The organism is Swaminathania salitolerans (assembly GCF_007988945.1).
Taxonomy (GTDB): domain Bacteria; phylum Pseudomonadota; class Alphaproteobacteria; order Acetobacterales; family Acetobacteraceae; genus Swaminathania; species Swaminathania salitolerans.
Genome location: NZ_BJVC01000002.1, coordinates 191,330 through 215,237 on the forward strand (window position 1 = coordinate 191,330; position 23,908 = coordinate 215,237).

General features: G+C 59.6%; 20 protein-coding genes and 1 pseudogene. 3 read left to right on the forward strand and 18 right to left on the reverse strand.

Going from position 1 to position 23,908, the window contains the following annotated elements:
* Position 1: 1 nt before the first annotated feature.
* Together SSA02_RS04925 and SSA02_RS04930 are read right to left on the reverse strand one after the other, a co-directional pair.
* On the reverse strand, positions 2-2,134 hold the full coding sequence (locus SSA02_RS04925; RefSeq protein ID WP_222591056.1) for a type I restriction-modification system subunit M: 2,133 nt from the start codon (positions 2,132-2,134) through the stop codon (positions 2-4).
* Complete coding sequence (locus tag SSA02_RS04930; RefSeq protein ID WP_246103644.1) at positions 2,112-2,348, reverse strand: helix-turn-helix domain-containing protein; 237 nt, start codon at positions 2,346-2,348, stop codon at positions 2,112-2,114. Before SSA02_RS04930 ends, SSA02_RS04925 begins: the two co-directional genes overlap by 23 nt.
* 331 nt (positions 2,349-2,679) lie before the next feature.
* Between SSA02_RS04930 and SSA02_RS04935 the strand changes: the two are divergent.
* A pseudogene (locus tag SSA02_RS04935) lies at positions 2,680-3,766 on the forward strand (IS3 family transposase).
* Between the two features lie 398 nt (positions 3,767-4,164).
* On the opposite strand, the gene SSA02_RS04940 reads toward SSA02_RS04935, so the two are convergent.
* The 3 genes from SSA02_RS04940 to SSA02_RS04950 all read right to left on the reverse strand — a co-directional run bounded on the left by SSA02_RS04940 (position 4,165) and on the right by SSA02_RS04950 (position 8,474).
* The gene (locus tag SSA02_RS04940) at positions 4,165-4,824 is read right to left on the reverse strand and encodes a hypothetical protein (protein WP_186807681.1); all 660 of its coding nucleotides are present in this window, start codon (positions 4,822-4,824) and stop codon (positions 4,165-4,167) included.
* Between the two features lie 819 nt (positions 4,825-5,643).
* Positions 5,644-6,771 carry a tyrosine-type recombinase/integrase gene (locus tag SSA02_RS04945; RefSeq protein ID WP_147092842.1) on the reverse strand — a complete coding sequence of 376 codons (1,128 nt, stop codon included), beginning with the start codon at positions 6,769-6,771 and terminating at the stop codon, positions 5,644-5,646.
* A 260-nt stretch (positions 6,772-7,031) separates the two neighbouring features.
* Positions 7,032-8,474 carry a type II restriction endonuclease gene (locus tag SSA02_RS04950; RefSeq protein WP_246103645.1) on the reverse strand — a complete coding sequence of 481 codons (1,443 nt, stop codon included), beginning with the start codon at positions 8,472-8,474 and terminating at the stop codon, positions 7,032-7,034.
* Here SSA02_RS04950 and dcm point away from each other — a divergent pair.
* Both dcm and SSA02_RS04960 read left to right on the forward strand, forming a co-directional pair.
* A complete protein-coding gene (gene dcm / locus SSA02_RS04955; RefSeq protein ID WP_147092843.1) occupies positions 8,434-9,690 on the forward strand; it encodes a DNA (cytosine-5-)-methyltransferase in 1,257 nt (418 codons plus the stop codon). The genes SSA02_RS04950 and dcm overlap by 41 nt on opposite strands.
* Positions 9,683-10,147 carry a very short patch repair endonuclease gene (locus SSA02_RS04960; protein WP_147092844.1) on the forward strand — a complete coding sequence of 155 codons (465 nt, stop codon included), beginning with the start codon at positions 9,683-9,685 and terminating at the stop codon, positions 10,145-10,147. The genes dcm and SSA02_RS04960 overlap by 8 nt, the downstream gene beginning before the upstream one ends.
* A gap of 44 nt (positions 10,148-10,191) precedes the next feature.
* Here the strand turns inward: SSA02_RS04960 and SSA02_RS12990 are convergent, their stop codons facing one another.
* From SSA02_RS12990 to SSA02_RS05020, 13 genes are all read right to left on the reverse strand, one after another.
* Positions 10,192-10,314 (reverse strand): type II toxin-antitoxin system HicB family antitoxin, encoded by a 123-nt coding sequence (locus SSA02_RS12990; RefSeq protein ID WP_306345096.1) that lies wholly within the window; start codon positions 10,312-10,314, stop codon positions 10,192-10,194.
* 188 nt (positions 10,315-10,502) lie between these two features.
* Positions 10,503-11,303 (reverse strand): DNA adenine methylase, encoded by an 801-nt coding sequence (locus SSA02_RS04970; protein WP_147092845.1) that lies wholly within the window; start codon positions 11,301-11,303, stop codon positions 10,503-10,505.
* Positions 11,304-11,872: 569 nt separating this feature from the next.
* Positions 11,873-12,112: a hypothetical protein gene (locus SSA02_RS04975; RefSeq protein WP_147092846.1), complete on the reverse strand. Its 240-nt coding sequence runs from the start codon at positions 12,110-12,112 to the stop codon at positions 11,873-11,875.
* Between the two features lie 47 nt (positions 12,113-12,159).
* A complete protein-coding gene (locus tag SSA02_RS04980; RefSeq protein WP_147092847.1) occupies positions 12,160-12,654 on the reverse strand; it encodes a lysozyme in 495 nt (164 codons plus the stop codon).
* 332 nt (positions 12,655-12,986) lie between these two features.
* Positions 12,987-14,978 (reverse strand): UvrD-helicase domain-containing protein, encoded by a 1,992-nt coding sequence (locus SSA02_RS04985; protein ID WP_456316335.1) that lies wholly within the window; start codon positions 14,976-14,978, stop codon positions 12,987-12,989.
* Positions 14,902-17,202 (reverse strand): ATP-dependent nuclease, encoded by a 2,301-nt coding sequence (locus SSA02_RS04990; RefSeq protein ID WP_306345095.1) that lies wholly within the window; start codon positions 17,200-17,202, stop codon positions 14,902-14,904. The genes SSA02_RS04985 and SSA02_RS04990 overlap by 77 nt, the downstream gene beginning before the upstream one ends.
* A gap of 282 nt (positions 17,203-17,484) precedes the next feature.
* The gene (locus tag SSA02_RS12695) at positions 17,485-17,751 is read right to left on the reverse strand and encodes a hypothetical protein (protein ID WP_186807682.1); all 267 of its coding nucleotides are present in this window, start codon (positions 17,749-17,751) and stop codon (positions 17,485-17,487) included.
* 111 nt (positions 17,752-17,862) lie between these two features.
* Complete coding sequence (locus tag SSA02_RS04995; RefSeq protein WP_147092849.1) at positions 17,863-18,867, reverse strand: hypothetical protein; 1,005 nt, start codon at positions 18,865-18,867, stop codon at positions 17,863-17,865.
* Positions 18,864-19,427 carry a hypothetical protein gene (locus SSA02_RS05000; RefSeq protein ID WP_147092850.1) on the reverse strand — a complete coding sequence of 188 codons (564 nt, stop codon included), beginning with the start codon at positions 19,425-19,427 and terminating at the stop codon, positions 18,864-18,866. Before SSA02_RS05000 ends, SSA02_RS04995 begins: the two co-directional genes overlap by 4 nt.
* 58 nt (positions 19,428-19,485) lie before the next feature.
* Positions 19,486-20,208 (reverse strand): hypothetical protein, encoded by a 723-nt coding sequence (locus SSA02_RS05005; RefSeq protein WP_147092851.1) that lies wholly within the window; start codon positions 20,206-20,208, stop codon positions 19,486-19,488.
* Positions 20,208-21,017, reverse strand: a complete 810-nt coding sequence (locus tag SSA02_RS05010; RefSeq protein WP_147092852.1) for a hypothetical protein — start codon at positions 21,015-21,017, stop codon at positions 20,208-20,210. The genes SSA02_RS05005 and SSA02_RS05010 overlap by 1 nt, the downstream gene beginning before the upstream one ends.
* 3 nt (positions 21,018-21,020) lie before the next feature.
* Entirely contained in the window at positions 21,021-22,250 is a 1,230-nt protein-coding gene (locus SSA02_RS05015; protein ID WP_147092853.1) for a hypothetical protein, read from the reverse strand.
* 18 nt (positions 22,251-22,268) lie between these two features.
* Positions 22,269-23,906 (reverse strand): hypothetical protein, encoded by a 1,638-nt coding sequence (locus SSA02_RS05020; RefSeq protein WP_147092854.1) that lies wholly within the window; start codon positions 23,904-23,906, stop codon positions 22,269-22,271.
* Positions 23,907-23,908 lie beyond the last annotated feature (2 nt).

Below are 23,908 nucleotides of genomic sequence, written 5' to 3' on the forward strand. Positions count from 1 at the left end.
CTCAGTGGCCTCCCGTTAACACGTCTTCAAGAAGGCCTTCGGTTTCCTGCTCAAGAGCCCGGATGTCGGCCTCGATCTCTTGGAGCGTCCGCAGCGGCTGCGGCTTGTAGAAGTGCCGCGTGAAGGAAATTTCATAGCCGATGACCGTCTTGGAGGGATCGATCCATGCGTCGGCCGCATGAGGCAGAACTTCGCGACGGAAGAACGCCTCGATACCGCCGTCATCTAAAAACGGCACCTGTTCGGTGTCCCTCAACTCCGTGTCCGGTTCGAATTCGACGATCGCCGGTTTGCCACCGACGGTCAGATGATAGTTGCCGTGAAGCGCATCAGAGTCCTCATCGGCGCCCGGCTTGATCTTGGACACCTTCTTGATGACCGGTTTCGCCCCGGAATCTTTTATGCCCAATCCTGCCATCAGGAGCTTCTGGCGCTTGGCTGTCATACGGACGCCGCGCTTGCACGCCACAGCTTCGACTTCTTCAAGGAAGCGGTTGAAATCGAGATGGGGGCCTTCGCCAAGCTGCTCAGCCACCGCTTCCACAACGTCAATGAGGGGCTCTTCAGCAGCCTCCGCGCACGTCTTTGCGAGGCGACGCTGCGAGATCGCGGACAGTTCGACCTTTAAGCGCAAGGGCCGCTCGACCGTCACCTTCCAGTAACCGAACGCCGCGTTGGGGAAGATCTTCGACTGCTCGCTTTCCTCGCTGTTGAGGAAGCTGTCGCAGATGCGCTTAATGCCATCCGGCCCGAGAATGCAGTTCTTCTTACCGAGGTTTTTCCGCAGAGGTTTGAACCATGCCGTCGCATCAATCAGCTGGACCTTGCCCTTGCGGGACTCTGCCTTGCGATTGCTGAGCACCCAAATGTAAGTCGCGATACCAGTGTTGTAGAAAATGTTTAGCGGCAGCGCGATGATGGCCTCAAGCCAATCATTCTCGATGACCCAGCGCCGCACATTGCTCTCACCCGATCCCGCATCGCCCGTGAACAGAGATGAGCCATTGTGGACCTCGGCGATCCGGCTGCCGACCTTGGTGGCCTTCTTCATCTTGCTCAGCATGTTGGCTAGAAACACCATCTGGCCATCGCTGGAGCGCGTGATCAGGCTGTACTCGGGATCGCCATCGTGCTCGATCACAAAGCGGGGGTCGGTGATGTCCTTCTTGCCGCCGAGCCGGTCGAGATCGGATTTCCAGCTCTTGCCGTAAGGAGGGTTCGAAAGCATGAAATCGAACTCACTCGATGGGAATGCATCGCTGGAGAGCGTCGAGCCATACTTCATGTTCTCGGCTTCGGCCCCTTCACCTTTAAGGATGAGGTCCGCCTTGCTGATGGCGAATGTCTCGGGATTGACCTCCTGTCCGTAGAGGTGGACCGACACCTCTTTCCCGTGGTCGGTCGCTAACTTGATCAGCGTCTCTTCCGCGACCGTCAGCATGCCTCCCGTGCCGCAGGCACCATCGTAGACGAGATAGGTGCCTGACTGAATTTCATCCGTGATCGGCATGAAGATCAGGTACGCCATGAGCTCGACCACGTCGCGAGGCGTGAAGTGCTCTCCGGCCTCCTCGTTGTTCTCTTCGTTAAACCGCCTGATAAGCTCCTCGAAGATTGTTCCCATTGAGTGGTTGTCGAGCCCGGGCAGACGCACACTTCCGTTTTGGTGCAGCACGGGCTTAGGGCTGAGATTAACCGATGGGTCGAGGAACTTTTCGATCAGGAACCCGAGCGCGTCCGCTTCGACAAGCGTTGGGATCTGATTGCGGAACTTGAACTTGTCGAGCACTTCCTGAACATTCGGGGAGAAGCCGTCGAGGTAGGCCTCGAAGTCCGACTTCAGCTGCTGGCGGCGTGCGCGAGACGTGAGGTCGCGAAGCCGGAACTGCGATGTGTTGTAGAAGGCTTCTCCCGACGCTTGGCAAAGCGCCGCATGCTGGTTGGCGATACCAGCTTTGTCCAACTGCGCCTTCATGGCTAGAACCGCATCCTTGGTCGGTTCAAGGACAGCGTCGAGCCGGCGAATTACTGTCATTGGCAGGATAACATCGCGATACTTACCTCGAACATATACATCGCGCAGAACATCGTCCGCGATATTCCAGATGAAATTACTGATGTTCAAATCGCTCACTCGTTTCCCCTCGAACACTCTTTTGGGCAGCTTTTTTCTGCAGGTCGATCCAACCATCGAGATCCGATCTCTTGAAGCGCCACGCGCCGGCCACTTTGAACCCCGGCAGATCACCGCGCTTGGCTAGTCGGTAAATCGTTTTCTCGTCGACGTTCAGATAGGCTGCCACGCCCCGCACAGTCATCGCCTGCTCAGGTGCTTCTTCCATCGTCATCCTCGCTATTCTTTGAGACGATAGCAGTCGAATTCTGGGTAGGCCAGTCCAAACGTGGTCGTTGCAGCACGACGCTCAGTGTAGGCAACGGCTCAAGGAATGGTATAGAGGGCTATGGAGTAGACGTAGTTCTCATCGGTATCCCGCATGGCACGCTTGGTGAGATACGAACCTCGACCTGGTAAAATGCATGTACAAGTCCGCTATCCGTCTTTGTCGGCAGAGTGTCGGATGTTTGATGTCGTCTTTCGGGAAACGCTCTCAACAGAAGTGGTCCCCGTTTTTCAGACAGGGGCATAAGGTATAGACCGGCCTGAGAGAGGACGGGTTTATGGGTAAGGTTACGCGGAAGAGGTATTCGGGCGAGTTCAAGTTTCGGGTGGCGCTGGAGGCGATCCGGGGCGAGCAGACGCTGGCGGAACTGGCGTCGAAGCACGGTGTGCATCAGACGATGATCGCCCAATGGAAGCGCCAGGCGATTGAGGGGATGGCAGGTATTTTCTCCGGCAAGACGGCACCGGAGTCGACAGCCAGCCCGGCTGACAAGGAGAAGCTGCATGCCAAGATCGGTCAGCTTCTGGTGGAACGAGATTTTTTGCGGGATGCCTCTATTCGGTTGGGCGTGATCAGAGGCGGCAAATGATCGACCTGATGCGGCCGATCGACGCGCAGTTCCTGGAGACACCGTATTACGGGTCGCGGCAGATGACGCGGCACCTTCGGCGGCTCGGCCATGATGTCGGACGCAAGCGTGTCCGCCGGCTCATGACAGTCATGAGGCTGCGGGCGATCTATCAGAGGCCGCGCACGACCGTGCCACATCCGGCGCATCGGAAATATCCCTGTCTGCTGCGGGATCTCGTGAGCGATCGGCCCAATCAGGTCTGGTGCTCGGACATCACCTATATTCCAATGCGCAAGGGCTTCCTCTACCTCGTGTCGATCATGGACTGGTCGACGCGCGAGGTTTTGTCGTGGCGGTTGTCGAACACTATGGATTCAGAATTCTGTATCGAAGCGCTGCAGGAGGCCCTGATCCGGTATGGCGCGCCGGAGATCTTCAACACGGACCAGGGCTCGAATTCACGACGCCCCGGTTCACGGAGGTGCTGGAAGCGCGCCTGATCCGCATCAGCATGGACGGACGGGGACGCTGGTTGGACAACGTGTTCATCGAGCGCCTGTGGCGTTCTCTGAAATACGAATGCGTCTATCTCCACGCATTCGAGAGCGGTTCGGAGCTGCGGGCCGGGCTTACCGGGTGGATCGCTCACTATAATGGGCATCGTCCGCATTCGGTACTGGGTGGACGAACGCCCGATGAGGCGTATCATGACGCATCGACACCATCAGGTCCGGGGTTAACCCCGGACCTGATGGTCAATAGCAACAGCCACGCCGTCAGAATGGCGGCATGACAACAACCGAATATAGCTTATCAAGCCCACAAAACTGTCCGAACAGACGGGTCTACATCTGACTCATCGTCGCGTGCAACGGGCGACGTCTGCTTCTGGGAGGCGCTGAGCCACGCCCCATGCGTCCTAGATGTAGGCGAAAGCTGACATCCTAGCTTAAGCGCGGTCATACAGGCAGACAGCCGATCTGCGCCGCATCGAAATTGTGCCTCTAAGGCGGGCTTCCTAGCCCATCAACTGCCGTTTCACGCGCAACCTACCTACTTCCGATAATATAATCTACCCGAAGTAGGTCAGCGCATAGGAAGCCACACCGGAACTCATTGTCCGGAATGGGGAGAGAGCCGAACGTCCGGTTTTGAGCAGAACGGTTCGTCTACGTCTTGAAAATTTTTCATTTAATTTGTGATTGGAAAGCCGAATACTCTACAATCTTTATTGACGTCGTGATCAAACGCAGATTCTCCGACTATTTTATCCAATAAATCACGCGGCTCTTTTCCAAGTGAAAGATAGTAATCTGGATGAAGAAACCACAAATCGGTTTGGCTTACAGTGAATTTCTCAATAAAAGACACAATCTGATCGTCGGAAATAATATTATCTAGATGTCCGTACAAATAAGCTGCATCCGATGATAAGGATAAAAAAATAACTTCTTGATTGTTATCGTTTGGGAAAGAAACCATAAAGAAAACGCCAAAATCGTTATCTGATTTTTTCCAGCTCATATGGCCAGATACCGCTAAAGGCAAAGGTGTTTTTATTGTCTTTCTAATAAAGATAAGCCCTTTGATAAGGTTCTTATGCGACTTACCCGAATTGAATCTATAAAGTTTTTGAGATATAATTCTTAGTTTATCAATAAGTCGATCGTACTTTTTTACTTGTATATCCGACGCATCTTCAATGTGGAACTTTATTTTATCAATCTCAGCACTAAAAAATTCTTTTGTAGTTTCGTCCGGATTAAAATCATCCTCGAAATCAGTAATGATGTTTTGTTTTGTTTTGTTTTGTTTTTTACTTCTTGCGACGATTCGGCGAATGCCGCGCATAGATTTTCTAAAATAGATATTTCTCTGCATACGCTTCTATATGCCTGAAGCGTGAAATCTATTTTCTCTACCAAAAAACCACGACTTTCAAAACCATCAAAAATTTTTTCGTGTTCTTTACAGAAGCCTGAAAACGTTGATTGCGTTCCTACTCCATGTTCTTTGACAACCACTTTTTCTGCTTTCACATCGAACATTGGTCCGATCGTCTTCCCATTTTTGGAAATGTCTCGCATGATTGTTTCTTTTTGAAAGATATGAGACCTTACCGCAGTTTCCGAGCACCCTGTGTGCATACATGCAGATTTAGTTTTGAATCTAGCTCTCCTTAATTTCTCCGCAAATAAGAATTCTTGACTCTTTTTATCAGCATCAGTCCGGTTATCTTCTTTTATTTTTTCCTTAAGCCATTTCAAAATTCTATGCTTTTCCGACTGGTCCATAAATTTATTCCTTTTTCATCCAATTATGCGGTCTGATATTACAGTATACTTCGCTTTCTTATCAAATTGTAGAGCCAAAATTCCAAAGAGGCACATGCACAGTGCATGCTAATCGGGCTGAAATTGCGAGATCAGATTAACGATCTCGCACCATGTCTGCTTTGTAGTTGAAAAGACGGCCGTCCCGTGTTCTTTTGTAGGCGAAAGCTGACATCCCTCATTGGGTCGCAGCTGTATAGGCAGACAGACAATCTGCGCCGCATCAAAAACACGTCTCCGAGGCAGGCTTTCTGGCCCATCCGCTACCGCTTTCCGCCCTTCGACCCTACTTCCGATAATCGAAATAGGTTATCGGAAGTAGATATGGAGGAGGAGGTCATGCCTGTTCGACAGACGTCGGCTCATTAGCCTCAATCTTATCTGCAAGTTCCTGCATTATGGGCTGGTAGTAACGGTCGAGCGATTTCAGATCGCGATGTCCGGTTACCCGCATCAGATCGAGCGGATTATTGAGATAGCGCGCGAGACGCGATGTCGCCTCGTGGCGCAGATCGTGGAAGGTGAGGTTTGTCAGGCCCGCCCGTTTTGTCATCCGGCCAAAACGGACGGAGAACGCCTTCTCATTGCCGATATCGAAGATTTTCTCATGCGGCTCCGGCCTGTGCGGCATCTGCCCGAGTTTCTCGACGAGAAGGCGTCGTGCACCAGGTGTGAGCGGGCGTTTCTCAGGGCCAAGCTCCTCCCTGTGTCGCTCGCTCTTCACCCGGGCAAGCGAAATCGTACGACTGCGGAAATCGATGTCTTTCCAGCAGAGAGAAACAGACTCCGATAAACGACAGGCTTGTTCTATCGACCATTTGACGAGCCATATATCGTCAGCATGCTCAGAGGTCGAAACAACCTTCACAAGGCGGTCATACTCACTCTGGTGAGTGTTGTCATTGTCTAGCATGGCCAAACGCCTGTTACGCTTCCTGTCAGCACCTTGCGGTCGTTTAACAACTCTACCGGAGGCATGATTGACCGTGTGGATATCCCATTCACTGATCGCGTGCTGAATGATGCTTGCGAGAAGATTGAGCCGCTTTACCACGGTCGCTGGCGCATAACCGTCGGACAGCATACGATCCCGAAAAGCCCGGACGTCAGCGGGCTGCCATTTACTCACCATGACATTGACGACAGGGTCATCGAGCAGGGCAGGGATGTGGCCCGTACGGTCCGCCTGGCGATGGGCCATGCACTCGTCGCGGTAGCGTTCCACCAGTCGTCTGAGAGGCGTCTTGTCGAGGGACGATGTGTCCTTGAATTGCCGCAGATCGACTTCAGCGCGTTTTTCAGTGAGCCAGCGACGAGCCAGCGCTGAGGATGCGAAGGTCTTTCTCAGGCGTTTGCCATCGACCATCTTGCGGGCCTGATACTGACCTGCGCCGCGGTACCAGACCCCTTTTGGGAGCGGTTTACCTGTGGCCGGGTCGATGCCTGATCTTTCTGATTCACTCATGCGAAGCCCCTGATACCAAAGAGCCATAATTTCCTGATTGGCTCAGGAATGGCTCAAAATCAATACTTTGGTAAATCAGGATTGTGCTCTTTACCCATTGGAACCCGCAGAAAACTGCGAAAAATCAAATGGCGTCCCATAGGGGAATAAATTATTTGGGACTTTTCAACTGGTTACGCCTTAAAACAGTTCAAACCTAGTCCGGCAAATCAATGGGTTAGCGGCAATTTGTAAAACACCGGATACATCCGGACCTCTCTTCAGAAGAGGGCTTCTTCCTGTCTTTCCCTGACCAAATCGATAAACTCTCTCAGGTTCATGAGCCACTGCTGCTGCGCTGGCCTGAATGTCGTGTGCAGGCTCTGAGGCAGAACGAGCTGCAGGTCTTTTGCCTGCATCTCACCAGTCTGGTTTTCTGATATTCCTGGCTCGAGGGTGAGCAGATGTTTCCCCGGAATACGGACTGCTTCGGAGAGTACCTGACGCCATCTGTCCTTCAGCGTCGATTTGGCGCCAAGCATGGTGAGCCGGGATGCCGGGAACTGCGGGTCCGCATATTGTGTCGTGCCGGGAAACAGGAAATCCGGCCGGTTGCGGTTTTCGGTTTTCGCCCCGCGCTCGTGGCTGATGCTGCATGCGGTGAAGATTGCCTCGAGATGGTTTTCCAGTGCCATGCCTGCGCGCGCCTTGCGTCTGTTCTGGACGCTCAGGGAGAAGCCCAGAAATCCCTCTACATCCGGCCCGTCCTCCTGCATGAAGCCGCCCGCAATCCGGCTCGCAACGATCCGGCGCTCGAGACGGCGGAACAGCTGCTCCTCGCGTTCCATCCAGGAAATGAGAGCCAGATCGGGATCGTCGAGAGGAGAAACTTCCGGAAGCGACTGCCGGGCAAGTGTCGAAAAGACCTGCGTTTTCGGGAACACCAGACCGAATTGATCAATCAGCCCGTCCAGATAATCCGCCTCGGGTTCCGCCTGTTCGAGCCCCAGCTCGTCGAGGATATACCGTGCGGCAAAACCGAGCTCCGGATTGTTCGTTTCCCCGACTTCCGTGAAAACGAAGCCTTTCTTCGACGCGCTTCCGTCAATGCCGAACAGCCAGTCCAGCTGGTTTCTTACCGTGCCCTCCGCAGCCGTGATGATCACCAGCGCAGATCCGTCAGGGCGGAGAGCGAGATAGAAGAGATCCCCAGGGGACATCAGGAGAGTGACCTCGTTGTCCCTGTAGTACAGGCGGTATTCGGTGCGGGTCGGATGTGCCCGCCGGGAGTCATACCAGCTGAGCGATCCGTCGACAGTAACCGGCTGCTCGTCTTCATTCAGCCAGATGAACCGCGTCTGGAAGTCCAATCTGTCATCATCGCCAAACAGCGCTCGCAGGGCCAGCGAACCATTGAACTCATGCTGATGGGACTTCGCCGGTGAGGCCTCAACCGCGCTGATCACCTTGGACACAACGCCAAGAAACTCATCTGCCAGCCGCCCGCGTTTCATATTCAATGCCTGCTCTGCCTTGCGGCCGGACGAACCGGCTCGATTACCGCAGCCTAATCTGGCAGCTGATGGGCGTCGAGTCTGGTCAAAACCGGAACATGTCACGAACAGGGTATTGTCTGCCGGGAGAAAAACTGTACAAATGACCAAAATATTCCCAGAGGCCAGAATGTCACTTTTTCCCGATGCACGCACCAGTTTCTCGCTCATGAGAGAGCAGGCCGGGCTTACCCTGAAGGAAGCCGCCGGGAAACTGAGGATCAGCGAAAGCACGGCCAATCGCTATGAAAAGGGACGACAGAGGGTTTCGCCGCCGGTCATGCGTCTGCTTGAAACCATGGTTGCGGAGCGTCGTCGCAGCCAGCGTGCGGTTCAACCCGGCTTTCGTTTTATCGATCTGTTTGCAGGAATCGGAGGCCTGCGCATCGGGTTCGAGGGAATTGGCGGTCGTTGCGTATTCACATCCGAATGGGACCGTTTCTCTCGTGAGACCTATGCCCTGAACTACCCTGACAATCATGAGATCAGCGGGGACATCAGACCTTTTTCGGAAAACCCGGAACTGGTGCCGGAACACGACGTGCTTCTGGCGGGCTTTCCCTGCCAGCCATTTTCCCTGGCCGGCGTTTCAAAAAAGAATGCGCTGGGTCGACCGCATGGCTTTCTGTGCAACATGCAGGGCACGCTCTTTTTCGATACAGCCCGGATCATCGCGCATCACCGGCCCGCTGCTTTCCTGCTCGAGAACGTCAAGAATCTGCGCAGCCATGACAAGGGCCGGACATTTGCGGTCATCATGGCCACCCTGCGCGACAAGCTGGGATATCATGTGCAGAGCCGTGTGATCAGCTCAGCCCCTTGGGTGCCCCAGAAGCGCGAACGGATTTTTATTGTGGGCTTTCGCGAGAAAACGGATTTCGATCTCGACGCTCTAGAACTTCCCGCGGCGGAGCAAGGCCCGCGTCTGGGCGATATTCTCGAGCCCAATGAGCTTGTGGCGCCGAAATACACCCTGACCGAGCATCTCTGGACCTATCTGCAGAACTATCGCGCCAAACACGAAGCCAAGGGGAATGGTTTCGGCTTTGGACTCTGTGGCCCGGAGGATATCGCCAGAACACTTTCCGCCCGCTACCACAAGGATGGCTCCGAGATCCTGATCAGGCAGGACGGCAAGCGTCCACGCCGCCTGACACCGCAGGAATGCGCCCGTCTGATGGGGTTCGAACGGGAAGGGAGACCCTTCCGCATTGGCGTGTCCGACACCCAGGCCTACAGGCAGTTCGGCAATGCTGTTGTCGTGCCGGTAGTGGAATATCTGGCGCAGGCCATGGCCCCCCATATACGCACGGTCATGCAGACCTCCGAGGATCCGGCACGCCGCCGCGAGCTGTCATCGGCCAGTGTCGAGGTGCCCGTTGGCTGACATCGTCACGCCGGAAGTTCGCAGCCGGATGATGTCGGGCATCCGGGGCAGGAACACAAAGCCGGAAATCATGCTGCGCAAGGCCCTGCATGCACAGGGATTCCGCTTCCGGATTCACGATCGCACCCTGCCGGGGCGGCCGGATATCGTGCTGCCGAAATGGAAAGCCGTTATTCTCGTCCAGGGATGCTTCTGGCACGGCCATGACTGCTCGCTGTTCCGCATGCCGTCCACCCGGCAGGAGTTCTGGTGCGAAAAGATCGAAGGCAATCGCGCGCGTGATGCGCGCAACCGCGAGAAGCTGATCGGGCAGGGCTGGCGGGTGTTCGAGGTGTGGGAATGCGCCATGAAGGGGCCCGAGCGGTTGAACCCGGAACAGGTCATCGAGATGGCGGCTTCCTGGCTGCGGGAAGGAGCTTCTACGGGCATCCTGAGAGGAGCGACCGCGCAGATGTAACAGGCCGACCCGGTCCTGCCTCGCCTTTCCTTCGCAGGTATGATCTAATTTACCGCCTCATCAAACGTGTCGCCGGCCGAGAAACAGACCGGTAGATCAGGCATGGTCACGCCGAACGCCTGAGCTTTCGAGCCTGCCCCGGTGATGAAGGGGTGATCTGCTGATATTCTCCGTTGCCGGGCTGTTCCAGCCCGGCGTGTCTGCGTGTTGCCTCAACGAGGCCCATGCCGTCTTCCTTTTCAGGATGGAGGACGGTGATCGGATGTTCCTGGCTCCCTCCGGCGCAGGGCAAGTATGAGGCGCAAAAAGGCGGAGTGTATGGGATGTATGAAAATGAGTAGAAATTCTCCCGCGCTCATCCGTTGCTGATCAGGACTTCCCCGACCCTCCCTCGGCCCTTGGCGGTCCCGGCGATGGAATAGGATGTCTCGACAGCCTCGATCCCGAAGGCTGCAAACATCTCGCGCACTTCCGGCCGATCGTTCAGGGAAAGGATGAACCGGCCCTCGATTTTCGAGAGTATCCGGGCCAGGTTTTCGAGATCTGTGCGGGCGAACGGAGCGCCATAATCCCGTTCACATCCCCAGTAGGGCGGATCGAGGTAGAACAAAGTTCCCGGTCGGTCATAGCGGGACAGGATATCGTGATAGGGCAGGCATTCTATGACCACCCGGCTCAGTCGCCGATGGACCTCCTCCAGCGTTGTGCCCAGGCTCTGCACATCGAACCGGGCTGGCCCGAGTGAGACCCCGAAGCCCGGCCGCCTGATCTTCCCACCGAATGCCGTCTTCAGGATATAGAGGAAACGTGCCGCACGGTGCAGGTCAGTCAGGCTCTCTGGCACTGCAGCGAGCAGCCATTCGAACTGGTCACGGCTTGTGAGCTGCCAGCGCAACATGTCCATGAGCGGCACATAGTGGTGCTGCAATATGCGGAACAGATTGGAAACGTCCCGGTTGAGATCGTTGATGACCTCACACTTTACCGTGAAGGGACGACGGAAAAACACCCCGCCCATGCCTATGAACGGCTCGACATAGGTCTCGTGAGGGACAGCGCGAATCCGCTGGATGATACGCGCAGCAAGGCGCGACTTGCCTCCCAGGTAGGGGGCGACGGGTTTGACGGCCGGAGTCGGCCGGAAATTGGACTCCATGGGATTGATTCTCGATAAAAGCCCCGCCGCTGCAGCGGTTGGCGGGGCAGGTTTTCCTGTGGGTGCTTTTCACACCCGGCGAGGCTGTTGGCGCAGCCTTGCCCCCGTCGCTTCTTGCCCCGTCGGGCCTTGGCAAAAGGGGGAAACCCTGATCCGGCGCGTTCGCTTTTTCTGATTGACGCGCCTGATTTGTTCTCATTATGTTCGTGCTATGATGCGTTCGGCCTCGCCCCATCCTGCACTCGACAAGAAACTCGCCACCATGCCGGCGCGCCTTGCGGCTGACTGGGGTCTGTGGGTTCATTCGCGATGCAGTTGTGGAGCATTGGCCGTGTCGGGCTTGAGGCTCCTGCTGGAAAACCGGCCCGATATCGCGCATTGCCGGATGAACGACATTGCCGAGCGCCTGCGGTGTGATCGCTGCGCGAAGCTTTATGAGGAGGTAGCGCTATCCGACGAGGGGCGATCGGAGCCCGGTGGGATGGTCGAATGGATGTTGCCTCTGATCTTGCGGAGCGGATCCAGCCAGCATCTCGCGCCGTCTTCCAGGAGCGCGGAGAGATAAGGCGCTAGTTTTTCGGGTTTTTGGTGTCGTCGGCGTTGACGGCATGCTTGCTGTTCATCGCGATGCTGTTCACCAGCCCGTAGAGCAACAGCCATTTCGACCCAGGAGCGGGCCGCGGCCAGTAGCGCGCTACGACGGCGCACAGAGCGACGAGAAACGCTCCGATCAGCGTCAGATCGCTAGCGGTTTGAGCGGGCAGGAACGGTAGAACGGATTCATAGAGTTGCTGCAGATCCGAATTCATTGCTGCAGTTCCTTTCACGGGTTGTGCAAGTGGATGTCTCTGACCGGTCAGGCCACGAACGGCACGCCCTCAACTGGCCGGCCGAGATAGATGGCGAGCTCGAGCCGTCTGCGCCGCTGAAGGCCGGGCAGGGGCACCAGGCGGCCATTCACCGTCGCCTTGTCCCAGCGCAGAAGCTGCTGCCCGGCGGCTGAATAGAGTTTCTGATTGAGCAGACCGATCAGCGTCGATCGGCGCATCGCCGCGCTGCCGATGTTGAACTGCCAGGAGAGCAGTGCGGCTTCCTGCCAGGCAGTGAGCGGCACTTCGACTGCGGCACGAAGCGTCAAGCGCAGCCCCGCAAGGGTCTGGCTCGCCAGTGCCACCGCCTCGGTCTCTCTGATCGGTTTGGTGCGGGCTGTGACGGGCGATCCATCGGCAAGCGCACGATTGCCAATACCGATCGTCCAGTGTCCGGCAGGGCAGAGATAGGGCGCAAGACGCAGCCCTTCGATATCGCCCCGGCGCAGGAACGCCAGGGCGATTTCCAGTGATGTCGTCATCAGTCGTGTCTCCGAAACAAAAAAAGCCGCCCGGGTGGGGCGGCTTTGGGGGGGGAAGAGAAAGGGCGATGGTCGGCTTTCGTCCTTGCCCCAGCTCTCATCGGCTGAGCGGCGGTAGTCAGTTGGTTACTCTGGTTGTTAGAGAGTGATCATAGGAATGCTTGAGACCGAAGCGACTACCGTCAAGCGTACAGGTTGAAATGCGGAAAGGAACGTCGGCGACAGGGCTATCCGTTTTTTCGCACTTGCGATATTCTTGCCAGTCATGCGCGGCAGGCCGAACAACGGCTTTTGTCGAAGGACGGCGTTCAACACTAATTCCCTATGAGAGATTACAGGACAAGGATGTCTGCTTCCGGGAAAAGCCCGAGGCCGCGAATGTGTGCTGCCGCAGACGTGGGGTCAGACACGAACAGAGCAACCGCCAAATCCTGTCGGGCGCGTGTGCAACAAACGTAGAAAAGCCGTCTTGTCCGCTCGACACTTGTTTCGCTCCCTTCCTCTAGGTTTTTTTTATCACGGTTCGAAAGCTCCTTCAGTCCCAAGTATTTTTCATAGGAAAACTGAGGGTGGGTTCCTTCGTCGTCGTCGAGCACGACGAGCACGCGATCGAACTCTGCGCCTTTCACCCCGTGCTGCGTAGAGAAAGGAGACTCTTCATTGACATAGGCTTGGTAGGGGCGGAGCTGATTGGCTGGGCAGGCGAGAAAAGCAGCCATGGCGTTGATCTCAATGGAAGGGCCTTCCTCTCCCTCCTGTTTGCCGTCTGTGGGCCAATCTTCGGCGACTGCATCGGCTCCAATGTCTTCGAGATAGGCAGCGAGCCTCGGATCAAAAGCGAGAAGCTTATATTGTGTCGCAAGCACCAATACGTCGCGAATGGTCGCCTGCGATTGTGGCCCCATCAACTCCGCCAGCTGGTTGCTTGCCTCGCGGAGTTGATTGAGTAGCTTGGCGACATCTACCCCTTTTAGGTTATCCTTTGCCAGCAGTTGCGAGTGAGTTCGAAGTAACTGTATTGCATCGAAGTCTCGGTTATCGCGGGTAGCTTCCGCGATCGGGAGAAGAAACGAAACCAAAGGACGCAACGGCCAAGCGGTAGCATCCAGAAAGCCGCTCTTGAAAGCCTCCGGCGCCTTGTCATTCAACGCCGCATAAAGGTCTCCGAAGCCCAGCCGCTTGGCTGCCATGCGGTGCGCGATTACCAGCATTTTTACGGGATCGCCGTTTGCGGCGGGCAGCCATAGTTCATCTCCATTCGCACGAGCAATCCAGGCCCGGACCTGGGCCACACGCTCGTCGCGATGGTCGTCTGTAGGAAGCACGAACAAGCGAGCGGTGCCGACGACCGACACCTCCTGCTCGCCATTTTTCTGCTTCCGCCCCCCCACCTGAACCAGTTCGTCGCCATCGCGGCGGATGGCATTTGCGAGGTTTAACACTGCAGCAGGCGATCGGAAGTTCTCGGGCTTCGGAATTGCTTTCCAATCGTCCTGTTGAGGAATAGTACCGATACCGGTGGTAAAGATGCGCTGCATGGGGTCGCCGAAAAAGCCCAAGCAGAAGCGCGCCTGCTCCTGCCGCTGAACCGCTATCAGCGCCTCCACGATGATCGGGAAGGTATCTTGGCTCTCGTCCACGAATACGAATGGGAACTGTTGAGCCACGAGCGTACGAAACAACGGGCTATGGATCATCAACCGCGACGACACTTTAATAATATCGTCGTGGCCTAGGATACCTTTGGCGTAATCGCTACCGGTTCCGTAAGTGAAGCTGCGGACCGTCGCAATGGCTGCATTTTGCTTCTGATAACGTACAATATCGCGAGCGTTTTTGTCCCTCGTTCTTTGCTGAACGCGCGGCCCGAAACCGGCTGCTGCTTGCTGCAATTCGTCGATCCGCTCCTGAATCCTGACCGCCACCCAATTTGCAATGTCCTTCTTGAAACCGCGCGCGATCGACCACAAGAAACTGTGGATTGTGGAAACGTGTATGAGCGGATTATGTCCTACGTCTGTCCAAATCTCTCTCGCTGCAGTGTCGGTGTAGGTAATGCACGCCACGCGCTGCCTACGAAGGCGAAGGCGCTCGCCGTGGATTGCGAGTATTGAGGCTAGGCCTTTAATCAGCGAGGTGGTTTTCCCCGAGCCCGCTCCCGCTATCATGTTGAAGCTGCTCGGCGGCTGCGCTCGAAGGCAATCCCGAAGATCTAAATCAGCCTGCGTATCAGGTTGTTGAGCGCGACTACTCACCGAGCATGGGCCCCTCAAGCTCGGCCTCGGTTTCAAGATCGACCTGCGCCTTAAGCCACGTGAGGCCATTGCTAATGTAAGCTGGGACTTTCCACTGTTCCGGTGGCGCTGTAAGCACACCAAGAGCAAACTTCGTTTTATCGAACTTCGCGCCACTGACGCGCTTGTGCAATCCCGCCGCCAGCGCTGCGGGGTCCGCTATCTCGCCTCGCAGACGCAGACCCAGTTTTCTCTGGCCGACGCCTTGACACCATACAGCGTTCTCAAGCCCGAAGGCTTCTTCTAATGTGCGGCCGGCAAGCTCTGCGTTCTGACCGTTCCATGCGACGGAAACGGGCGTTTGATAAGCCACGCGAACACGGGTCTCTCCCTCCTGCGGCGTTTCCTTTTCATGATCCGGGGCGGCAAAAAGTTCGGCGATCGTCTGCTTCGCCGGAAGCCATCTCACTAGAGTTTGATTGGACGAGACCGCCCCCGGCACGCTCGGTAGACACTTCTTTCCGTACCGGAAGGCTGGAGCTCGGTTGGCGCCTTCTATTAATTCATCAAACTCACTGGCTGCCTCGACCGTTGGCGCTTCAACTTCGACCTCAAACTCGTCATCGTCTTCATCGTCGCCCGCGTGATCGGCGGGCAGCAAAGAAACGCTGTCAACGTCGGTGATTATCAACGTGACGAGCCCAAGAAATTCTATCAGAGACTTGAATTTGTGGCCGAATGCTCCGCCAACTTCCAGAATGCAGATACATGAGGATCGCAGCGACTTTGCTGCCTTTTCGATCATACTTGGGAGAAGCAGCCGTTCGACGTTGCCCTCCACCAGCACAGCGGCATCTGAGAAAAAGAGGTCGCAATGGGTGAGTTTCAGATACCGTTGCAAGAAGTCGCGATGCTCGGTTTCCAGCTCATAGAAGGCGGAGAGGTTCAGCACCTCGGTAACCTGGTCGGTCCCGATAAGATCACGCCGGAAGTAGCGAATGGATTTGAAACCCCGCTCGTACAAAATATGCGGGGAGTGCGTTGTGATGACGGCTTGGCTTGCAAATGAGCCGCCTGCCTCATCCGGTATGTCCATTAGTTCAAGAATGTTGCGGATGAACACCTGTTGCAATTGCGCGTGGAGGTGCGCTTCAGGCTCCTCAATGAAAACGAGATGCAGCGGCGCTCGCTTCTCCTCCTCGGCTCTCCAGCGCTCCTGAAGGTCGAGTACCTCGACTACCATATAGATCAGATTTTTAAATCCGAGCCCATTGTATGTGTCGGGCAGCGTGATTGGCTGCGCGCCCCTCCCGACGATGTAGTGAACACGCGCGTCTTGAGTCATGATGGATGCGGGGTTGAGGGCCGACTTAATTTCTAGGCGCGGGTTGTTGAGGCCGGGGTAACCTAACCGCCCCAATCTCTCCAACGTGTCTTTGAAAACTTCGGCGAGATGCTTATTGAAACCCACTTCGGAATCGAAGAGTGCTTTGAGCGCCTGATGATCGTCCTGACGTTGATCTAGATTGCGTTGATAGAAGCGGCTCAGCCGTCTTGACAAATCTTCTGAGCGCCCACCCCCGGTAGCGGCGGACGGATCCGCAAGATGTCGCTGGGCGTGCAAAAAGTCGACCTTGATGAGGGACTTCAGCACTGCAGCGCCGCCCGGCTCATTTCCAAGCGGTAGGGGTTCGTACCCCGCCACAGATTGGAACGTTGCGTCGAATTGTGTGTGATCAAGTACGAAGTAGCGCAGTTCGTATTCGCTCTTCAGTTCTCGCAGCAGATAATCGGAAAGCGATTTGGGCCAAGGCATGTAATCGCCAGGGCCGTTGTCTAGGGCTGCCGCTTTTGCGCGGCCGTCGTCATGCGCGTAACGATAACGCTGCATTAACTCCGTAACGCTCTTCGGCGCGAGTTCGATGCGGACGCCAACAAGCTTCCCTGCCCAAGCTGTCGAGGGCAGAAGCGGAATAACAAGGTAGAGATCGTCGGCCCCTACTTCGAACCAAAGGTCGAGCGAGACGCACGGCACATCGTTCTCCGCGATCTCGCCCACACGTGCGCCGATTTCGTCCAGCACCGGCCAAACGTGCGAACTGAAATCATATAGCGAGAAGCTGTCCTTGCCGCCGGAAAGGAACATTTGTATCGCCTGCGTGGCAGATGTCTTCCCGCTGTTGTTCGCCCCGACGAAGATAGAGATCTCGGACGCGAGTTCAACATGCACGTTATGAAGCCGTCGAAAATTTCGCAGCCTATAGGAATGTAAGTGCATAGCGCCTCCTCGCGGAGAGAGACTACTGTTTGGCATACCGCGTGGGAATCTAAAATATGCTCCGACTCGATGTTTGGATCCCGCATCGACTTTCCACGAGTTGGCAACCAAAGTGCATCGTCGAGCCACTGATCGTAGCTATCCGATTGTAGCGCGAGCCTCGACGGAGACGGTGGCTTCTGCAATTCGCTGATAGCCAGTTGGACGGCCACTTTTTGGGGCGTAGCGCTGCCAGATAGTGTCACCCCGGTCGAGCGCAGGCTGCGGCTGTTTTCGGTTATTGCTCCATGATAACTGAGCATCGTCTTCTAGCTCCGCCTACTCCGGCGCCACCGCCTCCTGGCGTCTTAACGCATCCCGGAGCAGTCCATTCTGCGCCCGCAACTCCTCGATCAGCGCGAGATATTCCTTCTCGCGTTCCTCCAGTTTGTCGACGCGGGCATTGAGCCGTGCGAGATCCTGTTTCTGCGATTCGATGGTGGCTTTTGCGCTCGATGCGCCGAAGCCGATCAGCCAGCGCACGGTAAACAGGAGCGCGCCGACGGCCGCGACCCACCAGGGTTGCGGGGTAAGGTTTTCAGGCATGGTTCCCCCTTGCCGGGCGGCGCGATGCGGCGGCCCGGATCCGGTGCGTCTGGCGCCACCGGTCGGTGTTGCGATGGAGCGTCCGGCAGGTTCCGGCGCGGGCGCTGTCGTTCAGGGCAGGAGGGTTTCTGCCCGCATGGAGGCCCGCCATTTCCATGAGCCCGAGCCGCCCGCCCTGACCGTGATGACGACGCATCTCGTGGGCACATCGACCGATGCCGTCACCGACCACGCCCCCGGAGACCCGAAGGACGGATAATTGCTGGAGGCGCCCTGATTGGCCATCAGCGGCGTGCCGTGCGCGGTGAAGACTGCCACCCCGTCGAATTTCTGCATGACGGCATCGGTCCCGTTCGACGAGACGCCCGCAGCGACGATGGTCAGTCCTGTGATCCCGACCGGGGGCACCCGCATGCAGTTCGCGCCGTTCACCGCCCCGCTGTTATCGGTGGTGAGCACCACAGCCGAGCCCGGGGCCGAGGATCCGACAAGCCCGTCGAGGAAATCCACGCCATTGAGCGGCCCCGAGGTCCGGCCGCCGGAACGCGACAGATAGGCCGCCTCGGCCTCGTCCTGCGTGAGATAGGGCGCAAGGGCGACGTCCAGACCGCTGCCGGTCACATAGCTGCGCAGCACGGTGTTGAGCGTGCCGGTCGGCACATAGCCGGAGCGGATCGCGGCGATGTCCTCTGCATTCCTGCGCTCGGCGGATCCGGCACGATCCGTCTCGGCCTGCACGGCACCCGATATGGCACCCGCAACCGCCTCCTGCGTGGCGTAGCGCGCCTCGGCCTCGGCCTGCGTGAGATAGGGCGCCAGCTCTGCCGCGAGCGCGTCGTGCGACAGGATGGCGTTCTGCAGGGCTGCGATATGCCGGCCGTTCGCCTCCAGGCCCTCCTGCATCGAGCCGAGTGTTACGGCGGGCGTGCCGTCGCTGTTCGTCGCCGTGCCGATCTGCGTCGTGAGCGGGAGGCCGCCCGGCGGGCTGAACTGCGTCCGGGCGGAGGCTGCGCCTGACAGCCCCGCCATGAGGAGGGCCGCCGCGAGAAAGAGCACCGGGAGAAAGAGCGCATACCCCATGGGCCCGATGCGGGCGGAATGTCCGGTCGTCTTCATGAAATCTCTCCAAGCCGGGTCGGAATGCCCGCATTGTTGCACCAGCCATCCGGGGCCTCGGCGGGATCGGTGGGAAGGCTGCGCATCCAGGCATCCATGATGGCCCCGGTCAGGGCGATGGCAGGCGCGTCGGGCCCGGATCCGGTCCCGGGAGGCGCGGTCCCGCCGGACGGGGGCGCCGCTGGCAGGGGCACGGGAAAGAGCGCCGAGCGTGACGAGACGGTGATTCCGGCCTCGATCTGGTAGCTGTTGCCGCGATCCGTCAGCGCACAGACGGCGATGCTGTGGGTGCCCGCGCTCGTCCAGCGCAGCCAGGCGGTCGCGATCGTGCCGAAAAGACTGGTCCAGCCCTGATCGGCCACATCGCCCGCCGAGAAGGCAAAGGCGGTGACGTATTCGCCCGGGGCCAGAAGCCCGTCGAAATCGACGCTGTAATCGCCCCCGCCGCCCAGAGCGGAAGAGGGCCAGGCCAGCCCGGTCCGGCCGCCACCCGGGCAGGAGGCAGGATCTGCCGCCCCGCTGCGGGGGCGCAGGATATTGGCGCTCGGTCGCCATGTCATGATGCGATCTCCGGAAAAGGAAAGCTCCGCAGCAGGGGCGGAGGAGGCGGGTGTGCGGTCAGCTGTTCAGCCACAGGAGCGCGCCGTCCTGCAGGGTCATGCCGAGCAGAGCCGACTGGTTCGACGCAGGCGGAACCTGCACGCTGGCCACGAGGCGGAGCGTGGTGCCCGCCACGCTGTGCGTCAGGGTCGTGGCCCCGACGCCGAGCCAGGACGCGCGATCGATGCGCACATTGCTGCCTGCCGCCGCTATGGGCTGGATCGAGGCCACGCCCTGCGCGTCGATCGTATGGATGGCCACGATCGCGCGCGCCACCTGCGTGCCGGTATCCGTGGCCGCAATGTCGTTCAGGCGCAGGGTGACGTTGAATTCCGCGCGCAGGACGGGCGCGGTCAGGGTCAGATCCACGCTGCCGAGAATGCAGCTCTGCGCCTTCCATGACTGGTCGGGCACGACGATCAGCCCCTGCGTCACGGGCCTGGGAAAGACCTCGGCCGGAAGGGCCGAATAGACCTGCACCGTGCCCGTGAAATTCAGGCGCGTTGCCCTGTCCTGCGTGGTGCCCAGCACCGTTTCGCGCGTCAGCGTGGCGGGGGTGCCATGGGTCAGGCGCCCGATGCCCCATTCGGCCTGCGTGCCGTCATCGGCGAAGTAATAGACCTCCCCGTCCGGAAACGCGCCCGACCATCCCCGTCTCCCGGGGGGCGCGCCGCTGAGCGCGAAGGCCGATGTTCCCGGGTTGTTGGCGATTTCCAGAACGAACGTGCCGAGCATGGGCATCAGAGTCTCTCCCTCATGGTGAGCGTGATGGCGCGGCGGTTTGCGGCCCCCGCCGAGGCCGTGATCTCGCCCGCCTCGCACCGGCCGAACACCGCATCCCCGCTGCGGGTGGCCGCGCCCGGATCCGGGATGAACAGGATGTTCGCGCCCGATCGCGCCTGCGCCAGCATGTGGCGGATGCGGGGCAGCTCCTCGATGCCGAGGCTGCGATGCTCGATGCGGATCACGCGGCGCTGCCAGCGCAGGGTGACGTATTCCGCCCCCGAAAGACTGGTGACGGTATCGGCGTCGCTCTCGGCGCTTTCACCGCCGGTCCAGGCCATGTTGCGCTGCGGCCGCCAGAGCGGCCCGGCATAGGCGAGGGGCAGGGAAAGGAACCCGTCCGGATTGGCCGCATCGGCCACGAGCAGCGTCATCCGGTCGCCGGTCACGGGCGTGTCCAGCACCATGACCGACTGCCCCTCGCGCGTATCGGCGGCCAGAAGGCCGCTGTCATGCACGAGTGTCGCGCCCCGCCAGATCCGGACCGACCAGCGCGCGGTGGCGGTCAGGTTGGTGCGATGCAGCGAGACGCAGTCCCATGCCGTCATGGCGCCGGGATGCAGCGTGACCGAGGCGGTGCGCCCCGGTGCGCGCCATGCGGTGGCGGGGGCGCCCTGCGGCGTTGCGAGATTGCCGACCGGGAGATCCGCATGCGCGGCGCTGGCCGAGAGCCGCCCCGTGACGAAGGCGTTTTCCCACCCGAAGGCACAAAGCCGCCCGGTGGTGTCGGCAAGCGGGCACCGTCCGGAGTCGAGGATCGGTTCCATGGCTCATCCTCCCGCCTGTTCCGGGGTGAACAGGGGCAGGCGCAGAGACTTGCCGTTCACGTTGATATGCAGCCACATCGCGGGCTGGTCGTTCAGGGAGAGGCGCGCGCCCTGTCCCGTGACGGGGCTTGCGATCTGCAATTCGCCGCCCGGCCCGGGATAGAGGCCGAGATTGGCCGAGCCGTTCTCGCCCTTCTGCACATAGAGCCCGGCCGCCGCCTGTCCGCTGCCCGCCTGGATGTTGAGCGTGTTGTTCGGCGCCGTATGCGGCGAGACCGAGAACAGGAGCTGCCCGGCCATGTTCGTGATCAGCACCCCGTCATCGGAGAACTGCAGGCGCTGGCCGTTTTCCGAGCGGGAGACGGTGGAAAAGACCATGGCCCCCGAATCCAGCCCCTGCACGTTCTCGTGCGTCTCGCCCGTGCGCCACTCGATGCCCTGGCGCGTGGCCATGGCAATGGCGGTGCCGTAGCCATCCGTTCCGTCCGTGCCGGTCAGGCTGTCGCTGGCAAAGACGATGCCGCTTCTGTGGCGCGCGGGATTGCGCACGAACACGATCCCGGCCTCGGCATCGCTCGCGCCCTCGGTCTGCCCGCCGCCCGAACCGATCTGGATGGCATAGGTGCCGCCGCCGCAATTGGGATGGAATGGCGTCGTCACGCCCCAGGCGGGGCCGCCCATGTTCACGGTCTCGAGCTCCATGCAGAAACTCGGCTGGTAGTTCACCCCGGGCATCCGCCAGGCCTCGCCGTAATAGGCATAGGCCGTGGCGGTGGTGGGGCTTTGCGTCTCGTCTGCCACGCCCCAGGCGGCCACCCCGATCGCGGAGGGCACGAACCCCATATAGCCGCTTTCGTTCTGGCTGTCGGAGGTGCGGGACGCGCCCATGATGCCCGTGGCCCCGAAGCGCGATATGGCCGAGAACGTGCTCGTCCATGTCGCCCAGGCCCCGATCGAGGTCGAGCCCATGAGGGAAGAGAGCCAGTCGTTCTGCGTCGTGTCCCGGTCGCGCAACCCCTGGTTGTCGGCGGCCGCCCCGACCAGAAGCCTGTCGCCGATCCGCCCGATGCGCGCGCCGTCATCGGCAAAGAAAACCCCGCTGGAGGCCTGGTCGGGCAGGGCAGGGGCGAGATCCTTCAGGGCCAGCGTGCGCGTGCAGCCCTGTTGCTCCACCACCACGACCTCCGACCCGTCGAGCGTCGCGATACGCGGATAGGCGCCCAGTCTGGCCATGATCGTTCTTCCTGTGTGTCAGAGGCTCTCGCCCACCAGAAGCTGGAGGGTCATCGTCGTTTCGTCGGGGCGGATCTGCTCGCCCACGACGAGGGCGGAGAGAACGCGCCCGGGATGTTCGGGCAAGGCGAGGGTGACGCGATCGCCCAGATCCACCGCATAGCCCGGATCCAGCGGCACGGTGATGGCCCGCAGGCGGCATGTGCCGCCCCAGAGCGCCCCGTGACGGGCGGCGAGTGCCGCCGCGTCCTGCTCGCGCGCGAGTGCTGTCACCAGCGGATCCGGATCGTTGGGCACGCGATAGCGTCGGCGCAGATCGGCCGAGGCCCAGCTCGCGAGCCGGTCGGCCTGCCCGATGAAGCCCTGCCGCGCGGGCGAGACCTGCGGGCTCAGCCCCGAGCCTTGCGCCTGCACCGTATGGGCATGGGCATAGCCCACCCGCCACCGTGCGGGCGGCGGGTCGAGCACCGCATCGAGCGCGACCGGCGCCACCGCGATCACGTTATGCGGCCCGAACCGGGCGACCGCCGTCCCGTGCGGTCTTTGCACCACCACGGGTTTCAGCGTGCCGGTGCGTGAGGCGACGAGACGCACGCCCAGCCCCGCGAGCAGCGTATCGGCGATCTCGCGCCCGGTGAGGCGCGCATTGCCGTCCCAGTACCAGCCGCCCGGCCAGGGGGTTTCCGCGCTCGCTTCCTCCCAGGCCGCGTCGAAAAGGGCCGGGGCGAGCTGGCAGTCCTGGAGCAGGGCGCCGCGCAACAGGGCGAGAAGCCCGCTTGCGGACGTGCCGTCGGGCAGCGCGCCCGTCGCATCGAGGGTGATGGCCCAGACGGGACGTGTGCCGAGGCGGATCCATAATCCCGAGGCGTCGGACTGCACCACATAATGGCCCGGAGGCGGGTCGTGCGCGAACACGTCCGCAACCGTCCCGGCAAACGCGATGCCGCCAGCAAAACCGCCTTCGTAAAGCGCCTCGATCGTGCCCGGGGCGTCGCTCAGCTGATAGACGAGGCGGGCCGGATCGACCGCAACCGGTGTGATGTTGAGCGCGATGCCCCGGAGCTTGGGCCGGTATCGCCCCGCCAGATCCGGCCCGCCCTCGACGCCGCCGGTGCCTGCGTAGACCTGCGTCTGCGCGGGGGCATCGAGCCAGGCCGTGGCGTCGGCAAGGGCGATTTCCACGCTTTGCCGGTCGGGCTGCCAGCTCCGGCCCAGCCCGGAAAACGCCGGACGCAGGGCGCGCTCGGGCGGATCGATCGCGCAGCCCCGCAGGGCGTCGCGGCCGCGCCTGCCGTAACGGACACGGATGGGCATGTGATCGACCACCCGCGTTGCCACGACATGATCGAGCAGACCGTTCGGGTCGGAAAGGACGAGCGCGCCCCAGCTCTCGTCCCCGGTCCGGGCGTCGGGCCGCAGGTCGAGCCTGCGGTCGAGGCTGTAGGCCTGCTGGAGCAGGGGCGGCCAGGCCGTATGCGTCTCGCTGACATAGCCGACATCCGAAAAGCGCAGGATCTCGACGGCCTCGAGCGGCTCGGCCAGACGCGTGAGGGCGCCCCAGGGCGCAACGCCCCAGCCACGCGCCGGATCGGGCGCGGTGGCGTCTCCCGGCACGGTGACGGCAATATCGACCGTGTGGAAGATCTGGCCGTCCATGG

What these genes read in the sequence shown, in the direction of transcription:
- SSA02_RS04930 (WP_246103644.1), bottom strand. Translation starts at nt 2,348, where the DNA reads ATGACGATGGAAGAAGCACCTGAGCAGGCGATGACTGTGCGGGGCGTG.
- SSA02_RS04940 (WP_186807681.1), bottom strand. Translation starts at nt 4,824, where the DNA reads ATGCGCGGCATTCGCCGAATCGTCGCAAGAAGTAAAAAACAAAACAAA.
- SSA02_RS04945 (WP_147092842.1), bottom strand. Translation starts at nt 6,771, where the DNA reads ATGAGTGAATCAGAAAGATCAGGCATCGACCCGGCCACAGGTAAACCG.
- dcm (WP_147092843.1), top strand. Translation starts at nt 8,434, where the DNA reads ATGTCACTTTTTCCCGATGCACGCACCAGTTTCTCGCTCATGAGAGAG.
- SSA02_RS04950 (WP_246103645.1), bottom strand. Translation starts at nt 8,474, where the DNA reads ATGAGCGAGAAACTGGTGCGTGCATCGGGAAAAAGTGACATTCTGGCC.
- SSA02_RS04970 (WP_147092845.1), bottom strand. Translation starts at nt 11,303, where the DNA reads ATGGAGTCCAATTTCCGGCCGACTCCGGCCGTCAAACCCGTCGCCCCC.
- SSA02_RS04975 (WP_147092846.1), bottom strand. Translation starts at nt 12,112, where the DNA reads ATGAATTCGGATCTGCAGCAACTCTATGAATCCGTTCTACCGTTCCTG.
- SSA02_RS04980 (WP_147092847.1), bottom strand. Translation starts at nt 12,654, where the DNA reads ATGACGACATCACTGGAAATCGCCCTGGCGTTCCTGCGCCGGGGCGAT.
- SSA02_RS04985 (WP_456316335.1), bottom strand. Translation starts at nt 14,978, where the DNA reads ATGGCCTCACGTGGCTTAAGGCGCAGGTCGATCTTGAAACCGAGGCCG.
- SSA02_RS04990 (WP_306345095.1), bottom strand. Translation starts at nt 17,202, where the DNA reads ATGCCAAACAGTAGTCTCTCTCCGCGAGGAGGCGCTATGCACTTACAT.
- SSA02_RS12695 (WP_186807682.1), bottom strand. Translation starts at nt 17,751, where the DNA reads ATGCCTGAAAACCTTACCCCGCAACCCTGGTGGGTCGCGGCCGTCGGC.
- SSA02_RS04995 (WP_147092849.1), bottom strand. Translation starts at nt 18,867, where the DNA reads ATGAAGACGACCGGACATTCCGCCCGCATCGGGCCCATGGGGTATGCG.
- SSA02_RS05000 (WP_147092850.1), bottom strand. Translation starts at nt 19,427, where the DNA reads ATGACATGGCGACCGAGCGCCAATATCCTGCGCCCCCGCAGCGGGGCG.
- SSA02_RS05005 (WP_147092851.1), bottom strand. Translation starts at nt 20,208, where the DNA reads ATGCCCATGCTCGGCACGTTCGTTCTGGAAATCGCCAACAACCCGGGA.
- SSA02_RS05010 (WP_147092852.1), bottom strand. Translation starts at nt 21,017, where the DNA reads ATGGAACCGATCCTCGACTCCGGACGGTGCCCGCTTGCCGACACCACC.
- SSA02_RS05015 (WP_147092853.1), bottom strand. Translation starts at nt 22,250, where the DNA reads ATGGCCAGACTGGGCGCCTATCCGCGTATCGCGACGCTCGACGGGTCG.
- SSA02_RS05020 (WP_147092854.1), bottom strand. Translation starts at nt 23,906, where the DNA reads ATGGACGGCCAGATCTTCCACACGGTCGATATTGCCGTCACCGTGCCG.